The organism is Kitasatospora sp. NPDC096128 (genome assembly GCF_040303105.1).
Classification (GTDB): domain Bacteria; phylum Actinomycetota; class Actinomycetes; order Streptomycetales; family Streptomycetaceae; genus Kitasatospora.
Genome location: NZ_JBEOSP010000005.1, coordinates 281206 through 293148, shown reverse-complemented (window position 1 = coordinate 293148; position 11943 = coordinate 281206). Strand labels below are relative to the sequence as shown.

The 11943-nt window shown below is 74.6% G+C and carries 10 protein-coding genes; 4 read left to right on the top strand and 6 right to left on the bottom strand.

Going from position 1 to position 11943, the window contains the following annotated elements; genetic code table 11:
- Positions 1-129: 129 nt before the first annotated feature.
- Complete coding sequence (locus ABTY61_RS08785; RefSeq protein ID WP_350504264.1) at positions 130-1251, top strand: polysaccharide deacetylase family protein; 1122 nt, start codon at positions 130-132, stop codon at positions 1249-1251.
- Between the two features lie 121 nt (positions 1252-1372).
- Here the strand turns inward: ABTY61_RS08785 and ABTY61_RS08780 are convergent, their stop codons facing one another.
- The 5 genes from ABTY61_RS08780 to ABTY61_RS08760 form a co-directional block, all read right to left on the bottom strand.
- Positions 1373-1771: a hypothetical protein gene (locus ABTY61_RS08780; protein WP_350504222.1), complete on the bottom strand. Its 399-nt coding sequence runs from the start codon at positions 1769-1771 to the stop codon at positions 1373-1375.
- A gap of 453 nt (positions 1772-2224) precedes the next feature.
- Positions 2225-3022, bottom strand: a complete 798-nt coding sequence (locus tag ABTY61_RS08775; RefSeq protein ID WP_350504221.1) for an SGNH/GDSL hydrolase family protein — start codon at positions 3020-3022, stop codon at positions 2225-2227.
- A gap of 205 nt (positions 3023-3227) precedes the next feature.
- Entirely contained in the window at positions 3228-4025 is a 798-nt protein-coding gene (locus ABTY61_RS08770; RefSeq protein ID WP_350504220.1) for an SGNH/GDSL hydrolase family protein, read from the bottom strand.
- A gap of 365 nt (positions 4026-4390) precedes the next feature.
- Positions 4391-5077 carry an NUDIX hydrolase gene (locus ABTY61_RS08765; RefSeq protein WP_350504219.1) on the bottom strand — a complete coding sequence of 229 codons (687 nt, stop codon included), beginning with the start codon at positions 5075-5077 and terminating at the stop codon, positions 4391-4393.
- A 141-nt stretch (positions 5078-5218) separates the two neighbouring features.
- Complete coding sequence (locus ABTY61_RS08760; protein ID WP_350504218.1) at positions 5219-6472, bottom strand: DUF8829 domain-containing protein; 1254 nt, start codon at positions 6470-6472, stop codon at positions 5219-5221.
- 322 nt (positions 6473-6794) lie between these two features.
- Here ABTY61_RS08760 and ABTY61_RS08755 point away from each other — a divergent pair, with 322 nt between their 5' ends.
- Both ABTY61_RS08755 and ABTY61_RS08750 read left to right on the top strand, forming a co-directional pair.
- Positions 6795-7964, top strand: coding sequence for an exonuclease SbcCD subunit D (locus ABTY61_RS08755; protein ID WP_350504217.1), 1170 nt, complete (start codon positions 6795-6797; stop codon positions 7962-7964).
- The gene (locus tag ABTY61_RS08750; protein ID WP_350504216.1) at positions 7961-11005 is read left to right on the top strand and encodes an AAA family ATPase; all 3045 of its coding nucleotides are present in this window, start codon (positions 7961-7963) and stop codon (positions 11003-11005) included. Before ABTY61_RS08755 ends, ABTY61_RS08750 begins: the two co-directional genes overlap by 4 nt.
- A 25-nt stretch (positions 11006-11030) precedes the next feature.
- Here ABTY61_RS08750 and ABTY61_RS08745 read toward each other — a convergent pair whose 3' ends face one another.
- A complete protein-coding gene (locus ABTY61_RS08745) occupies positions 11031-11264 on the bottom strand; it encodes a hypothetical protein (protein WP_350504215.1) in 234 nt (77 codons plus the stop codon).
- Positions 11265-11334: 70 nt separating this feature from the next.
- Here ABTY61_RS08745 and ABTY61_RS08740 point away from each other — a divergent pair, with 70 nt between their 5' ends.
- Positions 11335-11928 carry a DUF1990 domain-containing protein gene (locus ABTY61_RS08740; RefSeq protein ID WP_350504214.1) on the top strand — a complete coding sequence of 198 codons (594 nt, stop codon included), beginning with the start codon at positions 11335-11337 and terminating at the stop codon, positions 11926-11928.
- The last annotated feature ends 15 nt before the right edge of the window (positions 11929-11943 follow it).

The window sequence follows — 11943 nt, the reverse complement described above, 5'->3', positions numbered from 1 at the left end:
CGGTCCGAGTGCGGCGCACCGGCACCACCCGCTCCCGCCCCTCCGGGAGCGCCCTGGTTCCACGGTCCAGATTCGCGTTCACGCCCTCCCCACGGGCGTGCCCCCACCTGCTGGAGTCCTCACGTGTCGATGTCCACGCGCCTGTCCGCGCTGGCCGCTTCCGTCGCCCTGCTCACCGCCTTCACCGTCCCGGCGGCCTCCGCCTCGGCGGGCGCCGGCGGCGGCGCAACCGTCAACCTGGTCACCAATCCCGGGTTCGAACTGCCCTCCCCCAACCTCGCCGACTGGGGCAGCATCCCCGGCTGGAGCTGCACCGGCGGCCCGGCCGAGGCGGCCGTCACCACCACCGCCGCGCACTCCGGCACCTCGGCGCTCACCGTCACCCCGGCGAACGACGACTCCACCGGGGAGTGCGCGCAGACCGTCGCCGTCCAGCCCGACACCACCTACACCGCCTCGGCCTGGGTGCGCGGCAACTTCGTCCACCTGGGCGCCACCGGCACCGGCCGGGACGTCGCCCCCGCCTGGACCGAGACCACCTCCGGCGGCTGGCAGCAGCTGACCACCCGCTTCACCACCGGCCCGAACACCCGCAGCATCCGGCTGTACGTGCACGGCTGGTACCAGCAGGGCCCGTTCTCGGTGGACGACGTGCGGGTCGACGGCCCGGCGCCCGCCCCGGCGGTGGCGGCCGGCTCGATCCCGACCACCGACAAGGTCGTCTTCTTCACCGTGGACGACGGCTGGCAACGCACCCCCGAGGCGGAGCGCTTCATCGCCGACCACCACCTGCCGATCACGGCCTTCCCGCTGCCGATGCCGGCCGGCATCGACCCGGAGTTCTTCAAGCGGGTCACCTCCGTACCCGGCTCCTCCGTGCAGGACCACAGCGTCTCGCACTCCGACCTGAGCAAGCTGCCGCTGGAGCAGCAGCAGGTCGAGATCTGCGACGCGCGCGACGCCCTGACCCGACTGTTCGGCACCGCGCCCGTGGTGTTCCGCCCGCCGTCCTTCTCCTGGAACGCCGACACCCTGCAGGCCGCCGCGAACTGCGGCATCCGCACCGTGCTGACCGCCGACGCCGACTTCAGCTGGGGCGCCTCCAACATCTGGCACCCGGGCCCGCTCCAGCCGGGCGACGTGGTCCTGATGCACTGGACCGACACCCTCGCGACCGATTTGCCGCGCGCCCTCGCCGCCGCCGACGCCGCCGGCCTCAAGCCGGCCGGGCTGGTCGAGTACCTGCACTGACCCTGCGGCAGGCCCGGCGGTCCCGGCTGCCGCGGCAGTCTCGGTGCCGGGACTGCCGGGGGACGGCGAACAGATGACAGATGACAGCTAACAGATTTCAGATGATGAAATCTGTTAGCTGTCATCTGTTCGCACCGCCCTCGGCCCCGAACACCTCGCCCGTCCAGCCGACCAGGCGAGCCTCGAAGTCGTCGGCCGACGTGATGCCCTGCGCCGGGAACGTTCCCACGGCCCCGTCGCCCTCCCTGTCCGCCCAGCCCGCGACCAGGTAGTCCACGTCCGCCCACCCGCCACAGAAGAGCACCACGCGCAGTTCGGCGCCGGTGCGCGGATCCGAGAGCTGGAGCCCGAGCGACGCCGGGACCTCGACCCGCGCCCGATCCGTCTGCAACGGCTGGGGCCAGGGGGCGAGTCGGTCCCACCAGGTGAGCGGGGCGACCATCAGGCCGGCCTCACGCCAGCGCGGGATCCGGGCGGTGATCCGAGCTGCCGCCCGGTCGAGATCGACGACCTGCTCCACCGCTGGGTCCGCTCCCGTCCCTGCGCTTCGTGGTGATCATGCTCGTTGACAGGACACCCGCGCCCTGGCTCTCATGGGGCCGTGCAGCGCGGCGTCGGCCACAGAGTAGTGGGCCGGCCGACAGCCGAGCCAGCACCTTGTGCGCAAAGGGACGATGCGCGATGAGTACCTTCTCCGCTGCCCTGGTCTGACACAGGCGGCCACCACGGTGTCCGCCCGTTGTCGCGCGATGCCGTGTGTGGCCGCGATTCCCCTCACTCGCAGGAGACTTCACCACACACCCATGCCCATGTCCCTCAATCTGCATGTCATCGATGACACACAGAGCACTGACGCGAAGCACTGACTCCGGGAGCCGACGCGGCGGTGCCGCCGCCCCCTCCTGAACCGCGGGAGGGGGCGGCGGCACCGGTGTCACGCCAGGAACCCGACGGGACGGTGGAGCGGTGAACCTCAGGACTGGCTGAAGACCGGGAGGTAGCCGCTCGCCTGGCCGGCCGAGTTCGGGTGGTAGCTCTCGTCGATCGGCAGGGTGGTGCTGTGCAGCCAGGTGTCCTGCGAGCCGCAGATCTCGTGCCCTGCGAAGATGTCGCGCACGTCGCCGAAGGTGAAGCCGGCGTTGGCGACCTCCTTGGCGATGACGCCGTCGAGCGTGTCGGCGGCCTCGTTGATGGCGGCGCGCTTGGTGTCGCCGATGCCGAAGAGGCAGAAGCCGCCGATCTGGTACAGGTGCGGGTAGCCCATCACCACGACGTGGGCGTTCGGGGCCTTGGCGCGGATGGCGTTGTACACCTGGTCCAGCTGGCCGGGCAGGGTGTTGGTCGCGTAGTTCTCGGCCGTGTTGACGGCGTTGAGGCAGTCGCTGTCGGAGCCCAGCACACAGGTCTTCATGGTGCTGGAGAAGCCGGCGTCGTTGCCGCCGACCGAGAGGCTGACCAGGGTGGTGTCGGAGCTCAGCGCGGAGATCTGACTGTTGAGGATGTCACCGGTTCTCGCACCCGAACAGGCGACGAAGGTGAAGGAGGCGGGGGAGTTCGCGTTCGTCCAGAGCGAGGCGTACGCGTTGGCGCTGCGCTTGCAGCTGCCACTGTCGCCCAGGTAGTTGCCGGCGCCGACACCGGCCGAGTACGAGTCACCCAGGGCGACGTAGTTGACGCCGGCCGCGTTGGCGGCGGAGGCCGTGAAGAGCGTCGTCATGGTGAGGACGGCCGCTATCGCGGCGACGGAGAGGGCACGGGCAGGGCGGAGCATTGCACCTCCAGGTATGACGCGGGTCACAGAAAGGGATACCAAGCGGTAATCGAACACGGAAGCGTTCATGCCAAAGACATTGACGGACCGTCTGCCGGCAAAGAAGTGAACTGCCATGACAGGAAGATGAGTTCACGCCGACCGTCCTGGACGGGCGCCGGTGCGCACGCCGGTGCGCACCGCCGCACCCCCGGAGGCCAATGGCTCAGGAGCGGCTGAAGACCGGGAGGTAGCCGCCGGCCTGGCCGGCCGAGTTCGGGTGGTAGCTCTCGTCGATCGGCAGAGTCGTGCTGTGCAGCCAGGTGCTCAGCGAACCGCAGATCTCGTGCTCGGCGAAGACGCTGCGCACGTCGCCGAAGGTGAAGCCGGCGTTGGCGACCCGCTTGGCGATCACGCCGTCCAGTGCGTCCGCCGCGCCGTTGATGGCGGCACGCTTGGTGTCGCCGATGCCGAAGAGGCAGTCGCCGCCGACCTTGTACAGGTGCGGGTAGCCCATCACCACGACGTGGGCCTTCGGCGCCTTGGCCCGGATGGCGGAGTACACCCGGTCCAGCTGGCCGGGCAGGGTGTTGGTCGCGTAGCTCTTCGCCGTGTTGACAGCGTTGAGGCAGTCGCTGTCGGAACCGAGCACACAGGTCTTCATGGTGTCGGCGAAGCCCGCGTCATTGCCGCCGATCGACAGGCTGACCAGCGTGGTGCCGCTGTTCAGCGCGGAGATCTGACTGTTGAGCACATCGCCGGTTCTCGCCCCCGAACAGGCCACGAAGGAGAAGGACGAGGGCTTGTTCGCGTTCTTCCACAGGTACGCGTAGGCGCTGGTGCTGCGCTTGCAGCTACCGCTGTCGCTCAGATAGTTGCCGGCGCCGACACCGGCCGAGTAGGAGTCGCCGAGGGCGACGTAGTTGACGCCGGCCGCATTGGCGGCTGACGCCGTGAAGAGCGTCGTCATGGCGAGACCGGCCGCCATGGCGGCGACGGACAGAGCACGAGCAGGGCGGAGCATGGCACCTCCTGATATGACGTGGGTCACAGAAGGGATACCAGGCGGTAGCCCGGCGCGGAAGCGCTCATGCCAAGGACATTGACGGGCAGTCTGATAGCGCAGAAGTGAACTCGCCCCGACAGAGCGTGAGTTCACCCAGGTGGGTGCGGGTGTATGTCGACGCGCGTCGGTCATCGCGTGTAGACAAAAAACTTCCGAGAAGTCAGCTAGGCGTCAGCCTCAGGTCAGCGTGCGGCCGCCGGTGCGTCAATTCTGCGGCGGCCGCCGGCCGCCGCCACCCCGGCAGCATCCTCCCGGCGACGACGCCCGGGGGCGCACCCCCGCAGGCCCCCGCAGGCCCCCGCGCGGACCTCCGAGGGCGCGGCTCAGTACCCCGGGGCGCGTCCGCGACCCGGGTACCCGGCGCCGGGGAAGACCGTGCAGCCCTCGACCGGAAGCTCCTCGATCGCCTCGTTCGCGGCGGCCGGCACGCCGAGCCAGTGGGTGGCCGTGGCGACCGCCGCCCGGGCCTGGCGCAGCCCGGGCTCACCCCAGCCCAGCAGCTCGACCGCGAGCCCCGGCGCGACCAGCAGCCGCCGGTAGTGCCGCCCCGAGGCCGGATCGGCCGCGCTCGGACCGACCGACCGCAGCGCCGCCGCCATCCGGACCCGGGCGCACTCGTGCCCGCCGTTCGCGGAGCCGACCCGGTCGTACAGGTAGCCGAGGTAGTACGGCCGACCGATCACGGCCTGGGCCTCCTCCCCCGCCTCCCGGGCCAGGGCGGCCGCCGGGTCGCCGCCGTCCTCCGGCTCCAGCGAACCGCCGGGCAGCGAGCAGATGCCGTCCTTGGGGTTCACCAGGGTCAGCACCCGCCCGTCCGGGGCGAACAGCCACCCCCAGGACTGCTTCACCGGCAGTCCGCCCGGCACCTGCTCACCCGGCCGCCACGGCCAGCCCGCGGTGGGACGCCGGCGCACCTTCCCGAGCAGCTCGGCGATCTCCGCCGTGAACTCGATCCGGCCCATGCCGCGCGCCCCCCTCTCGCTGTCGGGCTCGCCGGACCTGCGGAGCACGGTTCGGAGCGGAGCGACCGGAGCGGCGGCGTGGGGTACCGCGCGCTCCTGCTGTTGATCTTCTCCGATCTTCCCCGAACAGGCGGTCGATGAACAGTCCCCAGCGCCGCATGGTGGACGCGTCGGCCGCGAACCCCCTGATCACCCCAGCGGCCCACCCCCGCCCCCGGCCTCCGGGAAGCCCGGCAGCGGGAACCCCGGCCGCGGCACCACCCCGGGCGGGAAGGCCAGCCCGCGCGCCGCGTCGTCGGCCAACTCGTCGAACACCTCGTGAGCGGTCATCGGCCGCAGCCGCCCACCGGCCAGCGCCCAGCCCCGCACCCGCGGCCCGGACCGCTCCCCGCCCGCGGACGCGCCCTGGAAGGCGTCCGCGGTCCACGCCGACCCGCCCGGCGACCCGCCCGGCTCCCGCCCCGGCACCCGGCCCTCCGGCCGGCCCGGCGGCGCGGAGGGATCGCCGTGCAGCAGCAGCGCCCCCTCCCCGCCGGAGGCCACCCCGGCCGCGAGCGTGACGCAGAACGCCTCCACGTCCCGCCCGGCGGGCTGCAGCCGCCCCTCCTCCACGCAGACGTCCACCGCCGAGGTGAGCTGCTCGCCGTCCTCCGGCCCGTGGCAACGCAGCGTCAGCAGGTGGCAGCCCTCGCCCGCGCCCTCGGCCAGGGCCAGGTAGACCGAGGTGACGTACCGCATCACCGCCGCCATCCGCAGCTGCCCCGCCAGGTCGTCGCCGACCGCGTGGAGCAGCGCCGCGCAGGCGAGGGACATCCGCACCCGCGCCCGGTGGTCGTCCAGCAGCACCAGGAGCAGGTCCCCGATCGGCTCCCCCGCGTAGACGAAGGGCTCCCCGGCCAGCTCGGGATCCCCCGCGTACGCGACCCGGGCGGCCGGCGCCCGGGGGTCGAGCCCGAGCGCGGCGCAGTAGTCCTCGAAGTCACCCGCCTCCAGCACCCTCAGGTGCACCTCCAGCCCCTGTTCGTACAGGCCCCTGAGCTGCTCCTCCGCCCGCACCAGGTACTCCTGGTGCCCGAGCGCCCCGAACAGCCCGTACTCCGCCAGCCCGGCGAAGTCCTCCGCCTCGACGGCCAGCGCCACCGCCACCGGCTGCGGCGGCGCACCGCGGGCCCGGTCGCCGCGCCGCCCGCGGGCACCGGAGCCGCCCGACCCGACGGCCCGCGCACCGGGCGGCCGACCACCTCCCGGGGGCGCCGCCCCGCCGGGACCGCCGACCGGCCCCCGCCCGAACCCGGACCAGGCCCCCGGGCCGGGCCCGGTTCCCGCCCCGGCACCGGACCCGGGCCTGCGCCCGCCGGACAGCAGCGCCCCCGGCTCCCGCAGCGGCCGCTTCCGCACCACCACGACGCCCAGCACCTCGTACACCGACTCCCGCACAGTCATGGGTTTCCTCCCGTCCGGTCGGCCTCCGACCTCCGGAGTCGCCGACGCCACGGAACATACACAGAGCCACTGACAATCCACCCCGAGTAATCGAACCCTGGCCTCCATGACACCCAGTCAGGAGCAATATTTGCCCCTAGTGAGCTACGTCGCGGCAGGCCAAGGGGCAAAAATGCGCCCTCCATCCACGCCCTGATCCACTCTCCGCCCACACCCCGATCCACCCTCCGCCTGCCCCTCCGCCCTCCCCCGCCCGCCCGGCAACCCCCGTGGCCACCGAGCACGCCGGGATTGTCGGTGCCGGGCGTTAGGGTCGGGGACCATGCGACTGCTGCATACCTCCGACTGGCATCTCGGGCGCTCGTTCCACCGGGAGAGCCTGCACGACGCCCAGCGCGCCTTCCTGGACCACCTCGTGGACGTGGTCCGGTCCGAGGGCGTGGACGCCGTGCTGGTCGCCGGGGACGTGTACGACCGGGCGCTGCCGAGCCTGGACGCGGTCGCGCTGTTCGACGACGTGCTGCACCGGCTCGCGGACCTCGAGGTCCCCACGGTCTTCATCAGCGGCAACCACGACTCGGCCCGCCGCCTCGGGGTCGGCGCCGGCCTGATCGGGCGGGCCGGGATCCATCTGCGGACGGATCCCGGCGGGTGCGCCGAGCCCGTGCTGCTGGCGGACGAGCACGGCCCGGTGGCCGTGTACGGGCTGCCGTACCTGGAGCCGACCCTGGTCCGCGAGCGGTTCGGGCTGGCCAGGGGCGGGCACGCGGCGGTGCTCGGTGCGGCGATGGAGCGGGTCCGGGCCGACCTGGCGGCCCGCCCGGAGGGGACCAGGGCGGTGGTGCTGGCGCACGCCTTCGTCACCGGGGGCAACGAGACGGACAGCGAACGGGACATCGCCGTCGGCGGGGTGGCCTCCGTCCCCGCCTCGGTGTTCGACGGAGTGCACTACGCCGCGCTCGGCCACCTGCACGGCTGCCAGACGCTCGCCCCGCACCTGCGCTACAGCGGCTCCCCGCTCGCCTACTCCTTCTCCGAGGCGCGCCAGCGCAAGACCATGTGGCTGGTCGACCTCGCCGCCGACGGCTCGGTGGCGGCCGAGCGGGTCGACTGCCCGCAACCGCGCCCCCTCGCCACCCTGCGCGACACGCTGCAGGCGCTGCTCACCGACGAGAAGTACGCCGGGGACGAGCAGTCCTGGGTGCAGGCCACGCTCACCGACGCTGCCCGCCCGAGCGAGCCGATGGAGAAGCTGCGCCGCCGCTTCCCGCACACCCTCCAGCTGCTGTTCGACCCCGAGGACGGCGGGGCCGAGCCGTCCCGGTCGTACGCCTCCCGGGTCAGCGGCCGGGAGGACCTGGAGATCGCCGAGGGCTTCCTGCGGCACGTCCGCCCCGGGGCCGAGCCGGAGCCGGACGAGCTCGGCTGGCTGCGCGAGGGCTTCGAGCGCGTCCGCGAGGACGCCGACCGGAAGGCGGACCTGCCCCGATGAGGCTGCACCGGCTCACCGTCACCGCCTTCGGCCCGTTCGCGGGCAGCGAGACGGTGGACTTCGACGCGCTCGCCGCCGGCGGGCTGTTCCTGCTGCGCGGGGCGACCGGCGCGGGCAAGAGCAGCGTCCTGGACGCGGTCTGCTTCGCGCTGTACGGCGAGACGCCGAACGCCCGCCGGGCCAACCGGCTGCGCAGCGACCACGCCGACCCCAGGCGGCTGACCCAGGTCGAGCTGGAGCTGACACTGGGCGGGCGGCGGCTGCAGATCACCCGGCTGCCCGAGCAGCGCCGGCCGAAGAAGGTCGGCACCGGCACCACCGTCGAACGGCCGCAGACCCTGCTGCGCGAGTGGGCCGCCGACGCGGGCGACGGCGCGCCCGGCTGGCGGCCGGTCAGCAAGTCGCACCAGGAGGCCGGGGAGGAGATCCACCGGCTGATCGGCATGAGCCGCGAGCAGTTCTGCCAGGTGGTGCTGCTGCCGCAGGGCGACTTCGCCCGGTTCCTCAAGGGAGACTCCGAGGAGCGCGGCAAGCTGCTGCGCCGGCTGTTCGACACCGAGCGCTACGGGCACGTCGAGGCCTGGCTCGCCGACCGGCGCCGGACCCAGGAGACGGCCGTCCAGGCCGGGCGGCGGCGCCTGCGCGACCTCGCCAGCAAGGCCGAGCAGGCCGCCGGCCCCGGGGCCGAGCCCGCCGGGGCGTGGGTGCCGGCCGAGGACGGCGATGCCGACCTGGCCGCCGGACTGCTCGGCTGGGCGGCGATCCTGCGCAGCGGCGCGGCCGAACAGCTCGCCGTCGCCGAGGCCGCCCTCGCGGGCGCCGAGGCGGCCCAGCGGACGGCCCAGCACGAACGCGAGGGCGCCGAGGAGCTGGCCGGTCGGCAGCGCCGACACCGCGAGGCACTGGCCGAGGCCGAACGGCTGGCCGGCTTCGAACCGGCCGCGGCGCGGGACCGGCAGCGCCTCGCCGCCGCCCAGGAGGCGGTCGGCGTGGAGTCCGCGCTGCGCCTGCGGGAGAACGCCGCCGAGGCGCTCGGGCGGGCACGGGAGACGGAGCGGCGCCGCCGGGAGGCGCTCGCCCGTGCGGACCTCGGGGAGCACCTCCCGGCCGGCGCCGGGGCCGGGGCCGCCGAACTGGCCGAGGCCGAACTGCGGCTGCGCGCCGAGGTGGTCCGCCTGGAGGCGGCCCGGGCGGAGGAGCGTCGCTGTGCCGAACTCGCCCGCGAACAGCTCTCCTTGACCGCGGAGCGGCGCGGTGCGGAGGAGCGGGCCGAGGAGGCCGAGGACTGGTTGGCCGAGTTCGACGGCGAGCTGGCCCGCCTGGAGGAGCGGCAGGAGCTGGCCCGGACGGCGAGCGCCCGGGTCGAGCAACTGGACGGCCGGCGGGCCGAATTGACCACGCGCCTGGGCGCGGCCCGGGAGCGGGACGGCCTGCGGGCCGAGATCGCGGCCGCCGAGCCGAGGGTCGCCGAGCTGCGCACGGCCGCGCTGGACGCCCGCGAGTTCAGCCTGGACCTGCGGGACCGCCGGCTCGCGGGCATGGCCGCCGAGCTGGCCCGGCAGCTGCGCTCGGGCGAGGCCTGCCGGGTCTGCGGCTCGGCCGAGCACCCGGCGCCCGCCGAGGCCGCCGACGGCGGCCGGGTGAGCGCCGAGGACGAGGAGCGGGCCGGCCGGGCCCAGGCCGCCGCCGAGCAGCTCTGGGCCGAGGCCGACCGGTCGCTGACCGCGCTGCGGGTGCGCGAGGCCACCGCCACCGGTGCGGCCGGCCCGGAGGGTACGGACGTGCTCGCGCGCTCCCTCGCCGAACTGGAGCAGGACCACCGCACCGCCCTGCAGCAGGCGGAGGCGCTCGGCCGGCTCGGCCGGGAGATCGCCCGGCTGTCGCAGGACCGCGCCCGCCGGCTGGACGAGCTGAACGAGGCCAGGGAGCGCGCCGCCGTCCTCACCGACCGGCTGCAGCTCCTGGACGACGAGCAGCGCACGCTGACCGCCAAGGTGGCGGCGGCGCGCGGGACGGCCGCCTCGGTCGCCGACCGCGCCGGGACGCTGGGCCGGCTCGCCGAGGCCGTCGCCGCCGTGGCCGCGTCCGCGCGGGCGACGGCGGAGGCGCGGGGCCGGCTCGGCGAGGCCGAGGAGGAACTCGGCAAGGCCGCCGCCACGGCCGGGTTCCCGGACGCCGGTGCGGCGCTCGCCGTCCTGCTGCCGCGCGAGGAGCGGGACCGGCTGGAGGCCCGGCTGGCGCAGCACCGCGCGGAGTCCGCCGCCGTCCGGCACGAGCTGGCGCTGCCCGAACTGGCCGAGGCCGCGGCCCGTCCGCCGGTCGACCTGCCCGCCGCCGCGGCCGCGCTCACCGCCGCCACCGACCGGCTCGGCCGGGCGCACGCGGCCCGGTCGGCGGCCCAGGAGCGCTGTGCGGCGCTGGCCGCGATCGGCCGCGGGCTGGGCGAGCTGGCCGCCGAACTGGCCCCGGCGCTGGAGCGGTACGGCCGGATCAACCGGCTCGCCGCCCTGGCCGCCGGCACCTCCACCGAGAACCGGCTGCGGATGCGGCTGGAGTCGTATGTGCTCGCGGCCCGGCTGGAGCAGGTCGCGGCGGCGGCCAGCGACCGCCTGGTCCGGATGTCCGGCGGCCGCTACACGCTGATCCACAGCGACGACCGCGGCACCGGCAACAAGCGGTCCGGCCTGGCCCTGCGCGTCGTCGACGCCTGGACGGGCACCGAGCGGGACACCGCCACCCTCTCCGGCGGCGAGAGCTTCTTCGCCTCGCTCTCCCTCGCCCTCGGCCTGGCCGACGTGGTCACCGACGAGGCGGGCGGGATGCCGCTGGACACCCTCTTCATCGACGAGGGCTTCGGCACCCTGGACGAGCAGTCCCTGGAGGAGGTGATGGACGTCCTCGACGGCCTGCGCGAACGGGACCGCGCCGTCGGCATCGTCAGCCACGTCGCCGACCTCCGCAGCCGCATCCCCGCGCAGCTCCTGGTCCGCAAGGGCCGCCACGGCTCCACCCTCGCCCTGGCCGGCCGGGAGGACGCCTAGGGGCCGACCCGACCCGGCACCGGACTCAGCCCGAACAGGCGATCCGCTGGGCCTGCTGCCAGGCGCAGGTCGGGCACAGGGTGCTGCCCGGCTGGTCCGCGGGCAGCACCGTCGGCTCACCGCACAGCACGCAGTCGGCCCGCGGCCCCTGCGCCGCCGGATCCTCCCGCAGCGCCGCCTCCGCCGCCCCCACCGACGCCGGCCCGCACACCGCCGCTTCCTCACCCACCACGGCACCGCCCGTCCCGGTCTCACTCATGCCGCCTTCCTACTCCCCACCCCCACCCCGCCGCAAGGCGGGCCCGTGGCCGGGGGCTAGCGTGGCCGGCATGGTTGGCACGGCTGGCACGGTTGGCGGGGTCCGGGATCTTCAACGGCGGTTGCGGGCTGCTCAGGCGGGCGCGCCCACCTACCGGGAGGTGGGGGCGACCCGGAGCGGGCCGTTGCCGGAGGGGTACGCGCACCTGCGGCGGCGGGTGCACCTCGGGCGGGGGCCGGAGGTACTGGAGCGGGCCGGGCGGTACGTGCTCGGGTGGGGCAGCCAGTTGGGGACCGGGTTCGCCGTGCACCCCGGCGGGCCGGTCCGGGACGGGGCCACCGTGCTGCTGCGGCTGAGCCTGCCGGGCAGCCGGTGGCCGAGGCTGGTGATCCCGTGCCGGGTGGTGTGGACGGTGACGGAGCCGGACCGGATCGGGTTCGCGTACGGGACGCTGCCGGGGCATCCGGAGTGCGGGGAGGAGTCGTTCCTGGTGTCGATGGACGCCGAGGGCGAGGTGTGGTTCGAGGTGGCCGCGTTCTCCCGGCTGTCCGCCTGGTACGCCCGGCTGGGCCGGCCGGTCGCGCTGCTCTGCCAGTACCTGGCGATCGAGCGCTACCTCGCGGCCGTGGCCGGCCACGCGGCCCAGGCGCACCAGGGCCGCTGAGCCCCCGGCCCACCG

Excerpts from the sequence above, each read along its gene's own strand:
- ABTY61_RS08785 (WP_350504264.1), top strand. The coding sequence starts at position 130 with ATGTCCACGCGCCTGTCCGCGCTGGCCGCTTCCGTCGCCCTGCTCACC.
- ABTY61_RS08775 (WP_350504221.1), bottom strand. The coding sequence starts at position 3,022 with ATGCTCCGCCCTGCCCGTGCCCTCTCCGTCGCCGCGATAGCGGCCGTC.
- ABTY61_RS08770 (WP_350504220.1), bottom strand. The coding sequence starts at position 4,025 with ATGCTCCGCCCTGCTCGTGCTCTGTCCGTCGCCGCCATGGCGGCCGGT.
- ABTY61_RS08760 (WP_350504218.1), bottom strand. The coding sequence starts at position 6,472 with ATGACTGTGCGGGAGTCGGTGTACGAGGTGCTGGGCGTCGTGGTGGTG.
- ABTY61_RS08755 (WP_350504217.1), top strand. The coding sequence starts at position 6,795 with ATGCGACTGCTGCATACCTCCGACTGGCATCTCGGGCGCTCGTTCCAC.
- ABTY61_RS08750 (WP_350504216.1), top strand. The coding sequence starts at position 7,961 with ATGAGGCTGCACCGGCTCACCGTCACCGCCTTCGGCCCGTTCGCGGGC.
- ABTY61_RS08745 (WP_350504215.1), bottom strand. The coding sequence starts at position 11,264 with ATGAGTGAGACCGGGACGGGCGGTGCCGTGGTGGGTGAGGAAGCGGCG.
- ABTY61_RS08740 (WP_350504214.1), top strand. The coding sequence starts at position 11,335 with ATGGTTGGCACGGCTGGCACGGTTGGCGGGGTCCGGGATCTTCAACGG.